The sequence below is a fragment of the Allonocardiopsis opalescens genome, assembly GCF_003002095.1.
GTDB lineage: Bacteria > Actinomycetota > Actinomycetes > Streptosporangiales > Streptosporangiaceae > Allonocardiopsis > Allonocardiopsis opalescens.
In genome coordinates this window covers 1,496,226-1,516,439 of sequence record NZ_PVZC01000001.1, presented here as the reverse complement: position 1 = coordinate 1,516,439, position 20,214 = coordinate 1,496,226, and the positions used below count along the sequence as shown (strand labels likewise).

Sequence of the window (20,214 nt, the reverse complement as noted above, 5' to 3'; positions counted from 1 at the left end):
TTCGTGCCCTGTTCGGTGACACCGCGCCGGGTGTCACCGGATCATCGCGGCGCCGACTCCGCGCACAGCGCCAGCGCCCGCTCCAGCAGGTCGGGGGCGTCGTAGGGCAGCCAGCGCACGCGCGGATCGCGCCGGAACCACGACTCCTGGCGGCGGGCGAAGCGCCGGGTGGCGGCGACGGTGGCGTCCCGCGCCTCCTGCTCGGTGCAGCGGCCGGCCAGGTGGTCGAGCACCTGGGCGTAGCCGAGCGCCCGGCTGGCGGTGCGTCCGTCGGCGAGCCCGTGCGCGGCGAGGGCGCGCACCTCCGCCACCAGCCCGTCGCGCCACATGCGGTCCACCCGCAACTCGATGCGTCGGTCGAGTTCGGGCCGCGGCACGGCCAGCCCGATCTGCGCCGACGGATACAGCGCGGTGTAGTCGGGCAGGGTGGCGCTGAACGGCCGGCCCGACAGCTCGATGACCTCCAGGGCGCGCACGATGCGCCGGCCGTTGCTGGGCAGGATCGCCGCCGCGGCGGCCGGGTCGCGCTCCCGCAGCCGCTCGTGCAGCACCCCGGGGCCGACCTCGGCCAGCTCCGCCTCCAGCCGGCGCCGCGCGCCGGGGTCGGTGCCGGGGAACTCCAGCCGGTCCAGCGCGGCGCGCACGTACAGGCCGGAGCCGCCCACCAGGACCGGCACCCGGCCGCGCCCGGTGATGTCGTCGATGCGCTCGCGCGCCATCGCCTGGTACTCCGCCGCGCTCGCGGTGCGGCGGACGTCCCACACGTCCAGCAGGTGGTGCGGGACGCCGCGCCGCTCGGCCGGGCTGAGCTTGGCGGTACCGATGTCCATCCCCCGGTACAGCTGCATGGAGTCGGCGTTGACCACCTCGCCGCCCAGGCGCAGGGCGAGGTCGGTGCCGAGGTCGGACTTGCCCGCGGCGGTGGGACCGACCACCGCGATCACGCTGGATGCCATTCCCCCAGTGTCGCCCCTCGGCGCGACCGGTCCCGACGGGCGGCCCCGGCCGCGGCTAGCCGCGCCAGGCCGCCACGAAGTAGCCCACTCCGTACGGCGCCTCGTCGAACAGCAGCCGGCCGCTGAACGCGTCGGCGCCGCCCGCCAGCGCGGCCCCGGCCAGCACCTGCCAGGCGGCGCGGCCCTCGGCGCCCAGCTCGGCGCCGACCGAAGGGCTGAGCCTGGCCAGCTTGCGCGGGTTGGCGGCGGCCAGCGCCGCGGCGACGGCGGTGTCGTAGGGCTCGGCGCGCTCGTCGTAGTAGCCGGGCGAGCGGGAGCCGCGGCAGGCGGTGCCGTCGCCCATGACCAGCAGCGCCACCCGCTCGGCGCTCGCGACCAGCTCGGCGCCCAGCCGCAGGCACTCCTCGGGGGCGGCGTCGGCCGCCACCTCCTGGTAGCGGTCGGGCGCGGGCCCGGGGAAGGCGCGTTCGAGCAGCCAGCGGCCGATGGTCAGCGACAGCGGCAGCTCAGTGCCGGCCGGCCCGGCCGGGCCGAGGTCGACGGGAACGCCGTAGGGGCGCAGGCTCGCCGGCGGGTCGGCGCCGCGGTCGGCGGTGTCGGCGCCGCCGCCGACCACCACGGTGCGGTCCGCGCCGGCGGCGCGCAGCGCCGCGAGGGCGGTGCCGCACGCCTCGCGCAGCGGGTCGAGTTCCTCCGCGGCGCCCGCCGCCGCCTCGGGCACGAGCATCGGCGGGTGCGGGCAGACCGCTGCGGCGATGAGCACAAGCGCGAGAGTACCCGCAGGAACGGCGTTCTTGACGCTTCCCTGACGCCGCCGTCCCTGTCCCGCCGAGCCCTCCGCGACTAAAATGACCTTATGACCGGATTCGAAATCTGGTCATACAGTCACGGCCGCGAGGAGGTCCCCTGGCATGGCGGCGAGCAGGCCCGTACCCGGCGCGGCGGCGGAACGCGAGCGGCGCGCCGAGCGCATCCTCGACACGGCGCGCGAACTGCTCGTGTCCTGGGGCTACCGGCGGGTCACCGTGGAAGAGGTGGCGCGCCGGGCCGGAGTGGGCAAGGGCACGGTCTACCTGCACTGGCGCACCAAGGAGGCGCTGTTCCTCGCGGTCCTCGCCCGCATCAAGCTCGCGCTGAACCGCCTGGTGGTCGCCGCGGTCCGCGAGGACCCCGCCGGGCTGATGCCGAGCAGGATGGCCCGCACCGTCTACCTGGCCGCCCACGACGACCCCGCCGCCCGCGTGGTGATGCTCGGCGACACCGAGACCCTGGGCCGGCTGGCCCATGTGGCCGCGGAGTCGCACGCCGACGTGAGCGCGATGGCCATGGACACGGTCGTCGGCCTGTTCGAGCTGATGCGCGAGCACGGGCTCCTCAGGGACGAGCGCACACCGCGCGAGCAGTTCCAGATCTACCTGGCGGTCGTCACCGGCTTCATGCTGAGCCCGCAGCTGGCTCCGGCGGTGGCGGCCGACCGCGCCGCCGCCGTCGCGGACCAGTTGGAGCACACCCTGCGCTCCGCCATCGAGAACCCCCCCGACCCGGCGGCGCTCGCCGCGGTCGCACCGGTCTTCATCGCCCGCTACGAGCACCTGATCGAGCGCCTGCAGAAGACGGTCGACAGCCAACTCCACCTGTGACACCCACGAGGAGAGGCACGATGACCACACCCGCCGACCACGCCCCCGCCACCATCGACATAATGGATTCCGAACTGCTGCGGGATCCCTACGGCGGCTACAGCCGACTGCGCGAGCAGGCACCGGTCATGCGGATCTCGATGATGGGCGGCAGCCCCATCTGGCTGGTCACCCGCTACGACGACGTGCGCGCCGTACTGAGCGGCCACGGCTTCGCCAACGACGCGGCCTCGGTGCCCGGCGGCACCGCGAACCTGCGCGCCGACGCGATGAAGTCGCTCGGCGTCGACGAGGACCTCCTGCCCTACCTGAAGTCGGTGCTGGAGACGGATCCGCCCGACCACACCCGGCTGCGCAAGCTGGTCTCGCGAGCGTTCACCGTGCGGCGGGTGGCGCAGCTGCGGCCGCGCGTGGAGGAGATCGCGGAGCGCCTGATCGCCGGACTGCCCGAGCACGCCGAGGACGGCGCGGTCGACCTGATCGAGCACTTCGCCTACCCGCTGCCGATCACGGTGATCTGCGAACTGGTCGGCGTCGCCGAGGAGGACCGCCCCACCTGGCGCGACGCGGCCGCCGAGATCATGACCCTCAAGCCCGGCGCGATGAGCCGATCCACGCGGATCTTCGTGGACCAGTCCTACTCCCTGATCGAGCGCCGCCGCGCCCACCCTCAGGACGACCTGGTCAGCGCGCTGGTCCGCGTCCAGGACGAGGACGGCGACCGGCTCACCGACCGCGAGATGGTCACGATGATCCTCACTCTGGTCGTCGCCGGGCACGAGACCACCGCCCACCTCATCGGCACCGGCACCTACGCGCTTCTCACCCACCCCGACCAGTTCGCGCTGCTGCGCGAGGACCCCTCGCTGGCCCCCAGGGCGGTGCACGAGCTGATGCGGTGGACCGGCCCGGTGCTGGGCACCCGCGTGCGCTACGCGACCGAGGACGTCGAGATCGGCGGCACCCTCATCCGGCGCGGCGAGGCCGTGATGGCCAGCCTGGCCGCGGCCAACCGCGACCCCAGGGAGTTCGGCGAGCCCGACCGCTTCGACATCACCCGCGAGCCCGGCCGGGCCGAGACCCACGTCGGCTTCGGCCACGGGCTGCACTACTGCCTGGGCGCGGCTCTGGCCCGCCAGGAGGGCGAGGTGGCCTTCACCGCGCTGCTGCGCCACCACCCCGGCCTCGCGCTCGCGGTGCCCGCGGACGAGGTGGAGTGGGTCCCGGTGCCCGGCCTGCGGCGGGCGGCCCGCCTGCCGGTGCGGCTCTGACGTGCGCGGCCGGCCGGGGCGCGGGGGCGTCCCGGCCGGTCAGCGCTCGGGCGCGGCGCAGCCGGTGGCGGCGGGCAGCGGCTCGGGCCGCCCGACCGCGGGCATGCCCAGGGTGACCGACGGCCGTGCCGCCGGGGCGCCCTGGCGCGCCGCCCAGGCGTCGCCCGCCCGGGTGCGCCGCACCGCGAGCGGCGCGCCGTCGGCCACGAGGTGGTGCGGGGCGCCGTAGGTCACCTCCACGGTGGCGAGGTCGCCGGGGCGCGGCGGCTCCTCGCCCGCGGCGAAGTGCACCAGCCGGTTGTCGGGTGCCCGTCCCGACATGCGGTGCCGCTCGTCGTCCTTGCGGCCCTGCCCCTCGGCGACCAGCAGCTCGACCCGGCGGCCGACCAGTTCGCGGTTCTGCTCCCAGGAGATGGCGTCCTGCAGCGCGACCAGCCGCTCGTAGCGCTCCTGCACCAGCTCCTTGGGGAGCTGGCCGGGCATGGTCGCGGCCGGGGTGCCGGGCCGCTTGGAGTACTGGAAGGTGTACGCCTGGGAGAAGCGCGCCTCGCGCACCACGCGCAGGGTCTCCTCGAAGTCGGCGTCGGTCTCGCCCGGGAAGCCGACGATGATGTCGGTGGTGATCGCCGCCTCCGGCATGGCCGCCCGCACCTTGGACACGATGCCCAGGAAGCGGTCGGAGCGGTAGGAGCGGCGCATGGCGCGCAGCACGGCGTCGGAGCCCGACTGCAGCGGCATGTGCAGGTGGGGCATGACGGCCGGGGTCTCGGCCATCGCCTCGATCACGTCGTCGGTGAAGTCGCGCGGGTGCGGCGAGGTGAAGCGGACCCGCTCCAGGCCCTCGACCCGCCCGCAGGCCCGCAGCAGCTTGGAGAAGGCCTGCCGGTCGCCGAACTCCACCCCGTAGGCATTGACGTTCTGGCCGAGCAGGGTGACCTCCGCGACGCCCTCGGCGACCAGCGCGCGCACCTCGGCGAGCACCTCTCCGGGCCTGCGGTCCTTCTCCTTGCCGCGCAGCGCGGGCACGATGCAGAAGGTGCAGGTGTTGTTGCAGCCCACCGAGATCGCCACCCAGGCGGCGTAGGCGGACTCCCGGCGCGCCGGGAGGGTGGACGGGAAGTGCTCCAGCGCCTCGGCGATCTCCACCTGGGCCTGCTCGCGCACCCGGGCGCGCTCCAGCAGCGCCGGCAGCGAGCCGATGTTGTGGGTGCCGAACACGACGTCGACCCAGGGCGCCCGGCGGACGATCTCGCCGCGGTCCTTCTGCGCCAGGCAGCCGCCGACGGCGATCTGCATACCGGGCCGGCCGGACTTGACCGGCCGCAGCTGCCCGAGGTTGCCGTACAAGCGGTTGTCGGCGTTCTCCCGGACGGCACAGGTGTTGAACACGACGACGTCGGGGGTGGCGTCCCCGGCGGCCCGGACGTATCCCGCGTCCTCCAGCAGCCCGGACAGGCGCTCGGAGTCGTGGACGTTCATCTGGCAGCCGAAGGTGCGCACCTGGTACGTACGGCTCTGGCTCACCGTTCCAGGCTAAGGGAGCGCCGGCGCCCCGCGGACCGCCCCGCCACCCGGCCGGGGCGGTCGGAACGGCCTCCGCGCCGCCCATCGAAAGAAAACGTAAAACGGTCATCATAGCCACGTATCAGGGAAAACAGGGCACTTCAGGTCCAACCTGTAACAACTCGGCGACCCGACCACAACAAACCGGCTTTGGAGATAGCGCTCCCCGCGCCCAGGCGTTAGTTTCAGCGGACATGACCGCTGATCCGAACGCCGAGCCGGCCGCACCCGTCGACGCCCGGCCGCTCGTCGTGCTCACCGACGTCAACAAGCACTTCGGCGAGCTCCACGTACTGCGCGACATCAACCTCACCGTGCACTCCGGCGAGGTCGTGGTGGTCATCGGCCCATCGGGGTCGGGCAAGTCGACGCTGTGCCGCACGGTCAACCGGCTCGAGCCCATCGACAACGGCACCATCACGATCGACGGCCAGCCGCTGCCCGAGGAGGGGCGCGGACTCGCCCGGCTGCGCAGCGACGTCGGCATGGTCTTCCAGTCCTTCAACCTGTTCTCGCACAAGACCGTGCTGGAGAACGTCACCCTGGGCCCGGTCAAGGTGCGCAAGGTGAACAAGTCCGAGGCGCACGAGACCGCCATCCGGCTGCTCGAACGCGTCGGCATCGCCGACCAGGCCGACAAGTACCCCGCCCAGCTGTCCGGCGGCCAGCAGCAGCGCGTCGCGATCGCCCGGGCGCTCGCGATGAACCCCAAGGTCATCATGTTCGACGAGCCCACCTCGGCCCTCGACCCCGAGATGGTCCAGGAGGTCCTCGACGTCATGACCTCCCTGGCCCGCGAGGGCATGACCATGATCGTCGTCACTCACGAGATGGGCTTCGCCCGCCGCGCCGCCGACCGGGTGGTCTTCATGGCCGACGGCCGGATCGTCGAGGAGAACACCCCCGACGAGTTCTTCACCAACCCCGCCAGCGAACGCGCCCGCGACTTCCTCTCCAAGATCCTGACCCACTGAGCCGCCCGCGCGGCCGCGCCGCGCACCCGCCACGAGCGACCCGAGCATCCGCGCGGCCCACAACGGGCCGCGACGCACCAGCAGCAGTCCCCGCCCCCACACCGCGGCGGGAACCGACAAGAGAGGTACCCCGATAATGCGAGTACGCCGGATCGGCGCCATCACGGCCGCCGCCGCCGCGGCGACCCTCGTGCTCTCCAGCTGCGGGCTGGTGGGCGGTTCCGCCGAGTACGAGTCCATCCTCCAGAAGGCCGAGGAGACCGGCACCCTGGTCATCGGCGTCAAGTACGACCAGCCCGGCCTGGGCCTGGAGACACCCGAGGGCCCGGTCGGCTTCGACGTCGACGTCGCCACCTACGTCGCCGGCCAGCTCGGCGTCACCCCCGAGAACATCGAGTGGGTGGAGACCGCGTCGTCCAACCGCGAGCCGTTCCTGGAGCAGGGCCAGGTCGACCTGGTCTTCGCCACCTACTCCATCACCGAGGAGCGCCAGGACATCGTCAGCTTCGGCGGCCCCTACTACGTCGCCCAGCAGGACATCCTGGTCGCCGCCGACAACAACGACATCAACAGCCCCGAGGACCTCGCCGACCAGCCGCTCTGCTCCGCCAGCGGCTCCCGGTCCGCCGAGACCATCACCGAGACGATGGAGATCCCGGCGCAGCTGCGCGAGGCCGGCAACTACTCCGAGTGCATCGAGCTGCTGTCCGGCGGCAGCGTCGCCGCGGTGACCACCGACAACATCATCCTGGCCGGCTTCGCCGCCCAGCGCCCGGGCGAGCTGCGCATGCTCAACCAGCCCTTCCAGGAGGAGCGGTACGGCGTGGGCATGCCCCACGGCGACACCGAGACCTGCGAGGCCGTGAACGCCGCCATCGCCCAGATGTGGGAGGACGGCTCCGCGGCGGAGTTCCTGGAGAACCACTTCGGCGAGACCGACTTCGCCTACGCCGAGGAGCAGCCCGACTTCGAGCCCTGCCCGGCGGCCTGATTCGACCGGGGCGCCGACGCCCCGCTCCCGTCCGGTGGGCCGCCTGAGGCGGCCCACCGGACCCGTTTTCGAACCGGCTGGGACTCCTGGGACCTATGGACGACATCTTCAACAACCTCGACAGCTTCGTGGACGGCTTCTCCTGGACGATCCGGCTCACGCTGGTCAGCGCGGCCTTCGCGTTCGCCATCGGGGTGCTGCTCACCGCGATGCGCGTCTCGCCGGTGCCGCTGCTGCGGGCCTCGGCCACCGTCTACGTTGAGACGATCCGCAACACCCCGCTCACCCTTGTGCTGCTCTTCTGCGGCCTGGGCCTCGGCAACACCATGCAGCTGCAGTTCAGCGACCGGGTCGAGTGGGACGTCTTCTGGCTGGCGGTGGTCGGCCTGTCCGCCTACACCGCCTGCTTCGTGGCCGAGAGCCTGCGGGCCGGCATCAACACCATCCCGTTCGGCCAGGCCGAGGCGGCCCGCTCGCTCGGGCTCACCTTCGGCCAGAACCTGCGGCTGATCGTGCTGCCGCAGGCGCTGCGGACCGTCATCGGCCCGCTGGGCAGCGTCTTCATCGCGCTCACCAAGAACACCACGGTCGCCTCGGTGGCGGGGCTCGGCGTCCAGGAGGCGTCGCGCGAGATGCGGCTCCTGTTCGACCAGGGCCAGACCGACGTGCTGGTCGTGTTCATCGGCTTCGCGATCGGCTTCATCATCCTGACCCTGCCCGTCGGCTACTTCTTCGGCTGGCTCAGCAAGCGACTGGCGGTGGCCCGATGAACCTGCTGCAACAGAGCCAGGCCAGCGTCCTCTTCGACGCCCCGGGCCCCAAGGCCCGCGCCCGCTACACCGTCTACAGCGTCATCACGATCGCGGCGCTCATCGCCCTGCTGGCCTGGGTCGTCATCCAGTTCGACCGGCGCGGCGACCAGTGGGCGGCCGAGAAGTGGACGCCCTTCCTGCAGCCGGAGACCTGGACCGCGTTCATCCTGCCCGGCATGGCCAACACGCTCGGCGCCGCCGCGGTCGCCACCGTGTTCGCGCTCGTGTTCGGCGTCATCTTCGGCATCGGCCGGCTCTCCGACCACGCCTGGGTGCGGGTGCCGGCCGGCATGGTGGTGGAGTTCTTCCGCGCCATCCCGCTGCTGATGCTCATCTTCTTCACGATGGCCATCGGCGGGCCGCTCGGACAGGCCCTCACCTTCGTCTTCGCGGTGCCGTTCCGCATCGTGGTGGACCCCTTCACCGCCGTCGTCATCGGCCTGACCCTCTACAACGGCTCCGTGCTGGCCGAGATCTTCCGGGCCGGCATCAACGCGGTGCCCAAGGGCCAGTCGGAGGCGGCCTACTCGCTGGGCATGCGCAAGTCGCAGGTGATGCGGCTGGTGCTGCTCCCGCAGGCCGTCACCACCATGATGCCCGCGATCATCATGCAGCTCGTGGTGCTGCTGAAGGACTCCGCCCTCGGCTACATCGTCGCCTTCCCCGAGATGCTGCGCGCCTTCACCCTCATCGCCACCGGCGAGCAGAACGTGATCCCGGCCGCGATGGTCTGCGCCGTCATCTACATCGCCATCAACCTGTCGCTGACCCGGCTGGCGATCTGGCTGGAGCGCCGCAACGCCCGCCGCGGCCGCGCCACCGCGCACGTCGGCGCCGCCCCCGGCGTGGATGCCGCGGTCGCCGCCGTACCGGCCGCCTCGGTGCCCACCCCGTCGGTCCAGCCCGACGACACGCCCGAACCGGTCGACCGCGACGGCACCGACCCGGCCGGCCCCGACGCGCCCGGCGGCGGGCGCCCCGCGGGCTGACCCGGCGGACGGGCACCGCCCCGCCCGCCACGGACCCGGCGGTGCGCCTCTCCGGGAGGGAGGCGCACCGCCGCACCCGCACCTGTCCCCACCTGGCCGGAATCGGCACCCGACCCCATCCGGACCGGCCCACACCCTCATCAAACGGGCGCGGCGGCGATAGGGTCGAGGCTCCGCGACGATCCCAACGACCGACGGGCACGCTCACCGCCATGACCGACCCCGTGACGACCCCCTACGGCTCCTGGCCCTCCCCGCTCTCCGCCACCGACGTCGCCCAGGCCGGACGGCAGCTCGGCTACCCCTCCATCGTCGGCGACGACGTCTGGTGGCAGGAGAGCCGCCCCGACCACAACGGCCGCATCACCGTCATGCACCGCGCCGCCGACGGCACCGTCACCGAACTCCTCCCCGCCCCCTGGCAGGCCAGGACCCGCGTGCACGAGTACGGGGGCCGCTCCTACCTCCCCGTGCCGCTGCCGCGCCCTCGCGACGGCTCCGGCGGCCGGCGCAGACGCGGCATCGTCTTCGCGAACTTCGCCGACCAGCGCCTCTACCTGCTCGACCCCGCCGACGGCACACCCAGGCCGCTCACCCCCGAGCCGCCCGTCCAGGCCGCGCACCGCTACGCCGACTTCGTCCTCGCCCCCGACCGCCGCCACCTGCTGTGCGTGACCGAGCGGCACCACACCGGGCAGATCACCCGCGCCATCGTCGCCGTCCCCCTGTCGGGCCGCGCCGCCGAGGACCCCGCCGCCCTGCGCGAACTCGTCGGCGGCGCCGACTTCTTCGCCTCCCCGCGCCCCTCCCCCGACGGCCGCCACCTCGCCTGGGTCACCTGGAACCACCCCAGGATGCCCTGGGACGGCAGCGAACTGCGCGTCGCCGAGGTCACCGCCGAAGGCGCCCTCGCGCACGCCCGCACCGTCAAGGGCGGCCTCACCGAATCCGTGCTCGCCCCCGCCTGGCGCGACAGCGAGAGCCTGTACGTCGTCTCCGACTGGACCGGCTGGTGGAACATCTACCACGTCGGCCTGTTCGGGCAGTCGCCGCACGCGCTGTACCCCGTCGAGGAGGAGTTCAGCCAGCCGCTGTGGCGGCTCGGCAACGACCCCTACGCCGTCCTCGCCGACGGCCGCCTCGTCGTCCTGCACGGCCACGCCGACCTGCGGCCCGCCGTCTTGGACCCCGAGGACGCCGAACTCACCCCGCTCGACCTCCCCTACGACAGCTGGCTCAGCGAACTGGCCACCGACGGCCGCCACGTGGTCGGCGTCGGCGGCGGACCCGCCACCGCCCCCGCCGTCGTGCGCATCGACCCCGACGCGGGCACCGGCACCCCGCTGCGCACCGGGCTCGACCGGCTGCCCGACCCCGCCTACCTGCCCCGGCCCACCGCACTAAAGTTCGAGGGCCGCTTCGGCCAGACCGTGCACGCCCACCTGTACCCGCCCACCAACCCCCGCGCCACCGCCGCCGGCCCTGCGCCCTACGTCGTGTGGGTGCACGGCGGACCCACCAGCGCCGCCGGCACCGCACTCGACCTCACCAGGGCCTACTTCACCAGCCGCGGCATCGGCGTCATCGACGTCAACTACGGCGGCTCCGCCGGATACGGCCGCACCTACCGCGAGCGGCTGCGCCACCAGTGGGGCGTCGTCGACGTCGAGGACGCCCAGGCCGCCGCCCACCACCTCGCCGCCACCGGCCTCGCCGACCCCGCCAGGATCGCCATCCGCGGCGGCAGCGCCGGCGGCTGGACCACCCTCGCCGCCCTCACCCGCACCACCACCTTCGCCGGCGGCGTCTCCTACTACGGCGTCACCGAGCTGCTCGCCTTCGCCGAGGAGACCCACGACTTCGAATCGCGCTACCTGGAGGGCCTCGTCGGCCCCCTCCCCGGCTACCAGGCCCGCTACGTCGAACGCTCCCCCATCACCAGGGTCGACGCCGTGCGCGCCCCCGTGCTCCTCCTCCAGGGCACCGAGGACCCCGTGGTCGTGCCCGGCCAGTCCGAACGCTTCGTGCAGCGGCTGGCCGCCAACGGCGTACCGCACGCCTACCTCGACTTCGAAGGCGAGGCCCACGGCTTCCGCCGCCCCGAGACCATCGTCGCCGCCCTGGAGGCCGAACTCTCCTTCTACGCCCAGATCTTCGGCTTCGACACCGACGTGCCGCCGCTCGAACTCAAACACGGCACCCCGGCCGGCTGGTCCCTCGGCGGCGCGCCGGCCACCGACCAGGACGGGTAGCCCGTGCCCGTCCCCACCCCTGCCTCCCCCAGCGGCACCCCGGCCGCTCCCGGACAGAGCGGATGCGCCGCACCGTGATCCTCCTCCTCGCCCTCGGCGTCCTCGGCGCCGGCATCCTCCTCCAGCAGCGGCGCACCAGGGCGCTGCTGCGGCTGCTGCGCCGCCATCCCACCCTCGACCTGGCCGCGGCCGCCGACCAGGCCAGGGACCGGCCCGGCGCCGCCGCCGAGATCGTCGGACGGGCCGAAGCCGCCGCCGAACCCGCCACGGCCCCGATCAGCGGCCGCGACTGCCTCTGGTACAGCCTGCGGGTCCGGCCCCGCAAGCGCGTCTTCGCCTTCGGCGGACGCGGCTACGTGCCGGTGCCGACCGACCATCCGTCCAGCCGCTCCTTCGTGCTCTCCGACGGCGTCCGGCGCGTCCGCGTCGAGCCCGCGGGCGCCACCGCCCCGCTCGGCCGGGCCGCCCTCATCCGCTCCGAGAGCATCGACAGGGCGGCCGCCCGGGCGCCGGCCGCCCCCGACGGCACCCGCCCCGCGCTGCCGCCCATCACCCAGCACGTGCTGCGGAACTGGCCCGAAGCCGTCGAAGAGCACCTCGCGCAGCCCATCGTCGGCTTCGACTACAGCGAGTGGACCATCGAACCCGGCCAGGACCTCTTCGTGATCGGCGCCCTGCACCCCGCCCCGCCCGGCGACGACAGCGGCGTGGCGGCCACCGTCACCGCCGGCCCCGACGGCCTCCTCATCGCCACCGCCGCCGAACCGGAGGTCGCCGGACGCCTCCAGCGCGAAGTCCGGCGCTCCACCGCCGTCGGCACCGGTCTCGTCGTGCTGGGCTGCGTGCCCATCGCCATGTGGACCATGTCGGCGCTCGGCGTCATCCCGCCCCCGTGACCGGCGGGCCGCCCGGCCCTCAGCGCGCGTACTCGCTCGCCCGCGACTCCCGGACCACCGTGATCCTGATCTGGCCCGGGTAGGTCAGCTCGTCCTCGATCCGCTTGGCCACGTCGCGGGCGATCACCTGCGCCTGCACGTCGTCGACCACCTCCGGCCGGACCATCACCCGCACCTCGCGGCCCGCCTGCATCGCGAAGACCTTCTCCACACCGTCGTGCGCGGCCGCGATCCGCTCCAGCCGCTCCAGCCGCTCGACGTAGGCCTCCAGCGACTCCCGCCGCGCCCCCGGACGGCTGCCGCTGATCGCGTCGGCCGCCTGGGTGAGCACCGCCTCCACCGTGCGGACCTCCACCTCGTTGTGGTGCGCCTCGATCGCGTGCACCACATCGTCGTTCTCGCCGTAGCGGCGGGCGATCTCGGCGCCGATCAGCGCGTGGCTGCCCTCCACCTCGTGGGTCAGCGCCTTGCCGATATCGTGCAGCAGCGCGCAGCGCCGCAGCAGCAGCGGATCCAGCCCCAGCTCACTGGCCATCATCCCGGCCAGATGCGCCGACTCCACCAGGTGCTTGAGCACGTTCTGCCCATAGGAGGTGCGGTAGCGCAGCTGCCCGAGCAGCGCCACCAGCTCCGGGTGCATGTCCGTGATCCCCACCTCGACCAGGGCGTCCTCACCGGCGCCCACGCACAGCCGGTCGATCTCGGACTTGCTCCGCTCGTAGACCTCCTCGATCCGCTGCGGATGGATCCGGCCGTCCAGCACCAGGGTCTCCAGCGTGAGCCGCCCCACCTCCCTGCGCACCGGATCGAAGCAGGACAGCAGCACCGCCTCAGGGGTGTCGTCGATGATCAGGTTCACGCCGGTGACCGTCTCGAAGGCCCGGATGTTGCGGCCCTCGCGGCCGATGATGCGGCCCTTCATATCGTCATTGGGCAGATGCAGCACCGACACCACCGACTCCGCCGTCTGCTCGGCCGCCAGCCGCTGGATCGCCAGGGTGATGATCTTGCGGGCCCGCACGTCGCCCTCCCGGCGGGCCTCCTTCTCGATCTCGCGGACGGCCAGCGCCGCCTCCCGCTTCGCCTGGTTGGAGATCTCCCCGACCAGCTCCGCCCGCGCCTCCTCGGCCGTCAGGCCCGCCACCCGCTCCAGCACCGCCCGCCGCTCGCCGGCGAGCCGGTCCAGCTCCGCCTCCCTGCCCGCCAGCTCCCGCTCGCGGTCCACCTGCTCGCGCCGCTGCACGGCCAGCCCCCGCATATCGGCGTCCAGCCGCCGCTCACGCTCCGCGAGTCTGCTCTCTCTGCCCTCGGCCTCGGCCCGGCGCTCCCGCAGCGCGCTCCGCCCGGCCTCCGCCGCCGCCTGCGCGGCCGCACGCAGCCGCTCGCCCTCCGCCACCGCGGCCCGCGCCTGCGCCTCCGCCGCCTCCAGCCGGCGCACCGCCTCCGCCTCGGCCCGCGCCGCGATCTCCTCCGCCCGGCGGTCGGCCGCCGCCAGCACCTCGCCCGCCCGCGTCTCACGCTCCAGCCGCGCCGCCGCCGTCACCGCCCGCAGGCGCCAGGCCAGCCCGGCCGCCACCGCCGAGGCGACCAGCGCCGTCCCACCGAGCACAATGGCGACGAGCCCGCCCATGGCGCCTACCCCATCTCTGTTGTCCCGGCCGCGGCCCGCTCCCGCGTCCGGCCCCATCGGCGGCGCATCCACACGCAAACGAAGGCCGCAGGGAGCGACCCGGCACCCCGCGGCTCAGCACCACGCCATCCGACGGCATGCACCCGCGCCGACCCGCGAATCGCAGCACACAGCCGCCGGTTGACCCGTCAAGATTTCAAGCGTTCCGGTATGGCTACCCGCCGTACACCGGGTTAACTCCTCACTCGCGAGAGGTTAAGCCGCCGATGCCCCCCGGGCAAGCCGACCGCGGACGCGGGCATGCGGACGGCAGGAAGGCCGCCGCCCGGGGCCGCTTCCGGATCTCAGGCCGGGGCGAGGCCGCCGACCGCCACCTAGTGCCGCCGAGGTGCAGGAGCGCGGCGCCGAGCCGCTAGCGACCGATGTGGGGTCCGGATTCGACGGAGCCGACGTGCTGGAGGTGCGGAGGACGCTGCGCAGGCGAACTCCCGCTCCCCGAACCTCACTCGTCAGCCTCGCCGAACGCCTCCAGGTCCGCGCCGGCGGCGCCGTCGGCCTCCAGGGCCTCGCGCACCACCCGGTAGGCCAGCCCGGCGGGGTAGCCCTTGCGCGCCAGCACGCCCATCAGCCGGCGCATCCGCACCGGCGCGGCCAGCCGGCCGGTGGCGGGCAGCCGGCGGCGCACCAGCTCGCGCGCCGTCCGCTCCTCCTGCTCGGGGTCCACCCCCTCGACCGCGTCGCGCACCGTCTCCTCGGCCACCCCGCGCCGGCGCAGCTCGGCGGCGAGCGCCCGCCGCGCCAGGCCCCGCCCGCTATGCCGGGAGTCCACCCAGGCCGCGGCGAACAGGGCGTCGTCGATCAGCCCCACCTCACCGAAGCGGTCGAGCACCTGGGCGGAGACGTCGTCGGGAACGTCCTTGCGCCGCAGCGCCTCGGCCAACTGCGCACGGGTGCGGGGCTGGGAACTCAGCAGGCGGAGGCAGAGCCGGCGGGCCCGCGACTCGGGATCGGCGTCCGGCGCGGCGCCCGCCTCATCCGCTGGGTCCGCGGTGCCGGGGAATGGACCTTCCCCTGCCCCTCTCCCGACACCGCGGATTCGTCGCCGGTCCCCGAAGGCCCGGCCGTCTTCGCTCCGGGGCGCTGTGCGCCCCGGTCGCTCGTGCTCGTCTCCTCGCATGCTATCTCTGCAGAACTGCCGCCGCCGGGAATCGGCGTCACGCCTTGACGGACGGATCCGCCGCCACGGGCGCCGCCGGCGCGGCGGTGGCCCGGGCCCGGGTGGTCCGCTTGGCCGACGCGGCCGGAGCCGACTCCGCCACCGCCACCGACGGGTCCGCCGCGGGCGCGGCCTCAGCCGCACCGCCCTCGGCCTTCTTCGGTCCGATCCCCAGCTTCTCCTTGATCCGCCGCTCGATCTCGTTGGCGATGTCGGGGTTCTCCTTGAGGAAGTTCCGCGCGTTCTCCTTGCCCTGCCCGAGCTGCTGCCCCTCGTAGGTGTACCAGGCACCGGACTTGCGCACGATCCCCTCCTCCACCCCGAGGTCGATCAGCCCGCCCTCCCGCGAGATCCCCACACCGTAGAGGATGTCGAACTCCGCCTGCTTGAACGGCGGCGCGACCTTGTTCTTCACCACCTTGATCCGGGTGCGGTTGCCCACCGCGTCCGTACCGTCCTTCAGCGTCTCGATCCGCCGGACGTCCAATCGAACTGAAGAATAGAATTTCAATGCGCGTCCACCGGTGGTCGTTTCGGGAGACCCGAACATCACACCCACCTTTTCCCTAAGCTGATTAATGAAAATTGCCGTTGTATTTGTCTGATGCAAAGCACCGGCAATTTTCCGCAATGCCTGCGACATCAGGCGGGCCTGCAGGCCGACGTGGCTGTCGCCCATCTCGCCCTCGATCTCGGCCCGGGGCACCAGGGCCGCCACCGAGTCGATGACGAGGATGTCGACCGCCCCGGAGCGGATCAGCATGTCCGCGATCTCCAGCGCCTGCTCACCGGTGTCGGGCTGGGAGACCAGCAGCGCGTCGGTGTCGACCCCGAGCTTCTTGGCGTACTCGGGGTCCAGCGCGTGCTCGGCGTCGATGAACGCCGCGATCCCGCCGGCCCGCTGCGCGTTGGCCACGGCGTGCAGGGCGACGGTGGTGTTGTGGGAGAGCACGCCGTTCGCGATGAAGCTGTGGGTGCGCGGGACGACGAGGTCGAAGGTCGGCTGCTTGCCGAGGTCCTCGATCGTGCTGATCCGCTCGTAGGTGTAGTCGGCCTCCGCGAGCGTCCTGAGGTAGCCGATCATGGACTGCATACCGAGTGAGAAGCGGTCGAGGCGCGGCTCGCACCAGGCGACGATCTTCTGCAGCCGGGTGCGGCTGCACGAGAGCTCGGTGTCACTGCGGAAAAGGTCCCCCGCGATACGGTCGAATTCCCGGTCGCCGCCGATGTCGTCGCGCAGGTCCCGGATGATTCCGGAGATATGCGGAATGTTCTCGTAGAAGGCGTCGCGCTCGGCGGTGCGGAAGTTCTTCTCGACCTGGGCCGCCCGCCGCCGGGACCGGAATCCAACCTCGCGCAGGAAGAGCTCCGCGCTGGACGGATTGATGATGACCGACCAGTAGTGCCGCTCGTACTCCGTGTTGTACTTCTTGTAGACGGACGAGGGGACGCCGAGGCCGTAGAGCATCAGCTGGACGTCGTGCGCCAGCTTCTCGGAGGCCGTGCCGAGGCCCACCGAGGAACTGGGGTCGATCCAGCCGTCGCCCTCGAAGAGCGCGGACAGGAAGGCCCGCTGCATCTTGTGGCCGGCCGTGCGGACACAGCTCGGGATGCTCTTTCCGGGCGCGTTGACGTAGTCGAGGCCGTAGTGGTCGGCGAACTTCGCGCGGAGTTCCTTGCCGTAGGAGACGTACTCGGTGCGGTTGCGCCCCGCGTAGGTCTTGACCTCCGCGCCGAAGAGGCCCTCCATCAGCGCGGTGTACTCGGCCCCGACCTCGTCGTCGCCGTTGGTGAAGCGGACGGCCGTCTCCACTCCGAGGGCGCCCTCGGCGACGAGGTAGCCCAGGAGCACGGCCTCGTCCTCGCTCAGGCCGCCGCCCCCCGCCGCCTCCACCGCGCCGAACTTCGCCGACACCAGGGTGTCGCCGGCCTTGAGCTCGCCGACCTTGCGCCAGATGATGAACCCGCGCTCGCTGACCACGCGCAGCGGGTGGTTGTGCGTGGCGGTGACGGAGCGGCCCGAGCTGAGCGTGATGCGGCGGACGGGCTTGCGGTTGTTGTGGGTCAGGGCGGTGACCTGCTCCAGTTCACCCCGCTCGTTGACGACCCTGATGTCGAGGTCGCTCACATCGGTGACCCTGCTCATGCAGGAGGCGGCCTGCCCGGCGCGGGCGAAGACCTCCTCGATCGTCTCCAGACCCCGGTCCGTCCAGATCCGGGTGTCGGCGACGAGACACTTTCCGGAAGACTCGGGTCCGAACACCTCTACCACCCGGCCGCGGGGGAGGCCGCCCACGCCGAGGGCGACGTCGAGGGCGATGCTGCCGGTGGGGATGATCGCGATCGGGGGGCGGTTCTCCTCGCCGAGGCGCATCACCGAGCCCTTGCCGAACTGGCGCTCGATCTGGGCGAGCGCGGTTTCGAGAGCTTTCTCCCGGTCGGTTGCTGCCATGGGGGTCCCCCGTAGGGTCGGAGTCTGCTGGGTGCTGGATGTCTTTTTCTTCATCGCGGAGCCGACGCTACGCGCCAGGTCCGACACTGCGCGACCGGCCGCGCCCTCCTGTGGAAAAGGTGCGTGCCTTCGTCCACAGGGCGCCGGTCCGCGTGGTCGGCTCGACCGTGCGGACAGCATAGCCGAACACGTGTTCGACCGTGGCCCGACACGCGGACCGGTCGGCGCGGGCCCTAGCGGGCGCGGGCGGGGACGTCGAAGGTGACGCAGACGGCGCGCCAGACCTCCTTGGCCGAGATGCCGTCGGCCAGGGCCTGGCGCACGGTGCGGGAGCCCAGTTCCTCGATGACGTAGTCCTTGGCCAGGCTCTCGGCGTAGGCTTCGCCGAACAGAGCGTGCATCCGCTGCCAGAAATCCGATAGCCGCATACTCCCAGTATGGGCGCGCGCGGGGATCACGCGATCCGGGTGCCGCCCGGGGGCTCCTCCATCGGGGTGCGCAGCCGCCGCACGGTGATCCACAGCGCGCCCGCGCCGAGCGCCACGTTGAAGGCGAGCCCGTAGGGCCACACGGGTCCGCCGTCCTCGGCCTCCCCGGTCCGCGGATCGATGGCGACGGCGTCGCCGTACGGGGTGTACTCGCCATAGGCCCCGTAGTCGTCGGCGGGCGGGACGCGCAGGCCGCGGACGCCGTTCCTGATCCACTCCATCGGGTCGATCACCGGGCCGACGACCGCGTACTGGCTCGCCCGCCCCGCCTCGAAGCCGAGCACGTACCCCGCCGGTCCCGCCGGGATGGCGCTGGGCACCGCGTCGGCGAGGATCACGTAGGGGTTGGGCGCGAGCCAGCCCCACACCCGGTGGGTCTGCGGGACGCGGGTCTCGACGGTCCGCTCGCCGTAGGTGCGCTGCACCGTCTCGGCCGTCAGCGCGCTGGCCAGCAGGAAGGCGATGAGGGTGCCGAAGGAGAGGGCGAACACGGCCAGGTAGGCGGCGAGCGCGGAGGTGGTGGTGCGCGGGAAGACGGCGGAGGCGGCCAGCGAGACCGCGCAGACGACGCCGATCAGCAGGGCGACGACGGCCAGTACCGCGAGGGCCCGCAGCCAGCCGACGCCGCCCTCCAGCACGGCCCATCCGGCGAAGGGCGTGGTGAGCGCGAGGGCGACCAGTCCGGTGCCCCAGGCGGCGGCGAACTTGCCGATGGCGATGTCGGCGGCGGTGAGCCGGGTGACCTGCACGGAGGCGAGGGTGCCGCGCTCGCGGTCGCCGTTGACGGACTGGGCGGAGGTGGCGGGCATGACGAGCAGGGCGAGGGAGAGCACGAACAGCATCAGGGTGCTGAACATGGTGACGCCGATCGAGCTGGTGACGCCGAGCCACTGCAGGGCGCTCCACAGCAGCAGGCTGAACAGGCCGATGACGGAGGTCCAGACCATGAGCGCGGTGCGCCACCGCCCGGTGCGCAGCCGGACCCGGAACTCCTGGCGGGCCATGGTGCGGATGCCGGACAGGGTCATGCGGGCTCCCGGGTGCGGACGGCGCGGGTCATCGGCGGTCGTCGGTGAGGTCGAGGTAGGCGTCCTCGAGGGTGCGGCCGAGCGGGGTGAAGGCGGTGACGCGCACGCCGTCGGTGACGAGGTCGGCGAGCAGGTCGGCGGCGGCGTCGTCGCCGTCGAGTTCGACCTCGTGTCCGCCGCCGGCCTCGGTGGCGGTGACGCCGAAGGCGCTCAGCGCCTCGGCGAGGTCGTCGGGGTCGCGGGCCTGGATGCGCCAGCGGTGGGTGGCGGGGGTGAGTTCGTCCAGGCGGTGCTCGCCGGCGGTGACGCCGTCGGCGACGAAGACGACCCGGTCGGCCATCTCCGACAGTTCGGCGAGGATGTGGCTGGAGACCAGGACGGCGGCGCCGTCGGCGGCGAGGCCGCGCAGCAGGTCGCGCAGTTCGACGCGCGAGCGGGGGTCGAGGCCGGAGGCGGGTTCGTCGAGGAGGAGGATCTCGGGTTCGTGCACCAGTGACCTGGCCACGCCGAGCCGCTGCTTCTGGCCGCGGGACAGGACGTGGACGGGCTGGTGGCGGTACTCGGTGAGGTGGACGAGTTCGAGGAGTTCGGCGATGCGCCGGGCGGCCGCGGCGGCGGGCAGCCGGTAGGCGTCGGCGAAGAAGGTGAGGTACTCGTCGGTGGTGAGCTGGTCGTAGACACCGAAGCTGTCGGGCATCCAGCCGATCTTGGCGCGCACCGCTCCGGGATCCTCGACGGGGTCGTGGCCGGCGACGCTGACGCCGCCGTCGTCGTGCATGAGCAGGGTGGCGAGGATGAGCAGCAGGGTGGTCTTGCCCGCGCCGTTGGGGCCGACGAGGGCGGTGACCTCGCCGTAGGGCACGGTGAGGTCGACGCCGCGCAGCGCCTGGACCCGGCCGAAGGCGCGCTGGATCCCGCGGGCCACGATGGCGGGCGGACGTTCGGGCATGCGGGACGGCTCCGAGTGCGGCGGGGCGGGATGGGACGCGCCGGTGCCCGGCGAAAGGTATGGGCGCTTCGGTACGAAATCTAGCGGACCCGCCGCGGGCCCGGGGT

Annotated in this window: 17 protein-coding genes; 8 read left to right on the top strand and 9 right to left on the bottom strand. The window is 73.0% G+C overall.

The features are described from left to right. Positions 1 to 41: 41 nt before the first annotated feature. On the bottom strand, positions 42 to 956 hold the full coding sequence (gene miaA / locus CLV72_RS06245; RefSeq protein ID WP_106240623.1) for a tRNA (adenosine(37)-N6)-dimethylallyltransferase MiaA: 915 nt from the start codon (positions 954 to 956) through the stop codon (positions 42 to 44). Between the two features lie 55 nt (positions 957 to 1,011). Further along, positions 1,012 to 1,719, bottom strand: coding sequence for a class III extradiol ring-cleavage dioxygenase family protein (locus CLV72_RS06240; protein WP_106240619.1), 708 nt, complete (start codon positions 1,717 to 1,719; stop codon positions 1,012 to 1,014). Positions 1,720 to 1,867: 148 nt separating this feature from the next. On the opposite strand from CLV72_RS06240, the gene CLV72_RS06235 reads away from it, so the two are divergent. Continuing rightward, the gene (locus tag CLV72_RS06235) at positions 1,868 to 2,596 is read left to right on the top strand and encodes a TetR/AcrR family transcriptional regulator (protein WP_106240616.1); all 729 of its coding nucleotides are present in this window, start codon (positions 1,868 to 1,870) and stop codon (positions 2,594 to 2,596) included. A 20-nt stretch (positions 2,597 to 2,616) separates the two neighbouring features. Beyond that, positions 2,617 to 3,867 carry a cytochrome P450 family protein gene (locus tag CLV72_RS06230; protein WP_106240614.1) on the top strand — a complete coding sequence of 417 codons (1,251 nt, stop codon included), beginning with the start codon at positions 2,617 to 2,619 and terminating at the stop codon, positions 3,865 to 3,867. 39 nt (positions 3,868 to 3,906) lie between these two features. On the opposite strand, the gene miaB is transcribed toward CLV72_RS06230, so the two are convergent. Next, positions 3,907 to 5,367 carry a tRNA (N6-isopentenyl adenosine(37)-C2)-methylthiotransferase MiaB gene (miaB, locus tag CLV72_RS06225; protein WP_281262396.1) on the bottom strand — a complete coding sequence of 487 codons (1,461 nt, stop codon included), beginning with the start codon at positions 5,365 to 5,367 and terminating at the stop codon, positions 3,907 to 3,909. Between the two features lie 257 nt (positions 5,368 to 5,624). Between miaB and CLV72_RS06220 the strand changes: the two genes are divergently transcribed. The 6 genes from CLV72_RS06220 to CLV72_RS06195 all read left to right on the top strand — a co-directional run bounded on the left by CLV72_RS06220 (position 5,625) and on the right by CLV72_RS06195 (position 12,344). Continuing rightward, positions 5,625 to 6,404 carry an amino acid ABC transporter ATP-binding protein gene (locus CLV72_RS06220; RefSeq protein WP_211302727.1) on the top strand — a complete coding sequence of 260 codons (780 nt, stop codon included), beginning with the start codon at positions 5,625 to 5,627 and terminating at the stop codon, positions 6,402 to 6,404. A gap of 136 nt (positions 6,405 to 6,540) precedes the next feature. Next, positions 6,541 to 7,395: a glutamate ABC transporter substrate-binding protein gene (locus CLV72_RS06215; RefSeq protein WP_106240610.1), complete on the top strand. Its 855-nt coding sequence runs from the start codon at positions 6,541 to 6,543 to the stop codon at positions 7,393 to 7,395. Between the two features lie 95 nt (positions 7,396 to 7,490). Further along, entirely contained in the window at positions 7,491 to 8,165 is a 675-nt protein-coding gene (locus CLV72_RS06210) for an amino acid ABC transporter permease (protein WP_106240608.1), read from the top strand. Next, positions 8,162 to 9,196, top strand: a complete 1,035-nt coding sequence (locus tag CLV72_RS06205) for an amino acid ABC transporter permease (protein WP_106240604.1) — start codon at positions 8,162 to 8,164, stop codon at positions 9,194 to 9,196. Before CLV72_RS06210 ends, CLV72_RS06205 begins: the two co-directional genes overlap by 4 nt. A 212-nt stretch (positions 9,197 to 9,408) precedes the next feature. After that, on the top strand, positions 9,409 to 11,448 hold the full coding sequence (locus tag CLV72_RS06200; protein ID WP_106240601.1) for a S9 family peptidase: 2,040 nt from the start codon (positions 9,409 to 9,411) through the stop codon (positions 11,446 to 11,448). A gap of 62 nt (positions 11,449 to 11,510) precedes the next feature. After that, positions 11,511 to 12,344: a hypothetical protein gene (locus tag CLV72_RS06195; protein WP_106240598.1), complete on the top strand. Its 834-nt coding sequence runs from the start codon at positions 11,511 to 11,513 to the stop codon at positions 12,342 to 12,344. Positions 12,345 to 12,363: 19 nt separating this feature from the next. On the opposite strand, the gene rny is transcribed toward CLV72_RS06195, so the two are convergent. The 6 genes from rny to CLV72_RS06165 all read right to left on the bottom strand — a co-directional run bounded on the left by rny (position 12,364) and on the right by CLV72_RS06165 (position 20,107). Further along, positions 12,364 to 13,974 (bottom strand): ribonuclease Y, encoded by a 1,611-nt coding sequence (gene rny / locus CLV72_RS06190; RefSeq protein ID WP_211302726.1) that lies wholly within the window; start codon positions 13,972 to 13,974, stop codon positions 12,364 to 12,366. 502 nt (positions 13,975 to 14,476) lie between these two features. Continuing rightward, entirely contained in the window at positions 14,477 to 15,151 is a 675-nt protein-coding gene (locus tag CLV72_RS33885; protein ID WP_106240591.1) for a regulatory protein RecX, read from the bottom strand. A 37-nt stretch (positions 15,152 to 15,188) separates the two neighbouring features. Further along, on the bottom strand, positions 15,189 to 17,696 hold the full coding sequence (recA, locus tag CLV72_RS33880) for a recombinase RecA (RefSeq protein ID WP_425428035.1): 2,508 nt from the start codon (positions 17,694 to 17,696) through the stop codon (positions 15,189 to 15,191). A 179-nt stretch (positions 17,697 to 17,875) separates the two neighbouring features. Further along, positions 17,876 to 18,070 carry a DUF3046 domain-containing protein gene (locus CLV72_RS06175; protein WP_106240585.1) on the bottom strand — a complete coding sequence of 65 codons (195 nt, stop codon included), beginning with the start codon at positions 18,068 to 18,070 and terminating at the stop codon, positions 17,876 to 17,878. A gap of 26 nt (positions 18,071 to 18,096) precedes the next feature. Further along, positions 18,097 to 19,158: an ABC transporter permease gene (locus tag CLV72_RS06170; protein ID WP_106240581.1), complete on the bottom strand. Its 1,062-nt coding sequence runs from the start codon at positions 19,156 to 19,158 to the stop codon at positions 18,097 to 18,099. A 28-nt stretch (positions 19,159 to 19,186) separates the two neighbouring features. Then, on the bottom strand, positions 19,187 to 20,107 hold the full coding sequence (locus tag CLV72_RS06165) for an ABC transporter ATP-binding protein (RefSeq protein WP_106240578.1): 921 nt from the start codon (positions 20,105 to 20,107) through the stop codon (positions 19,187 to 19,189). Positions 20,108 to 20,214: the final 107 nt, after the last annotated feature.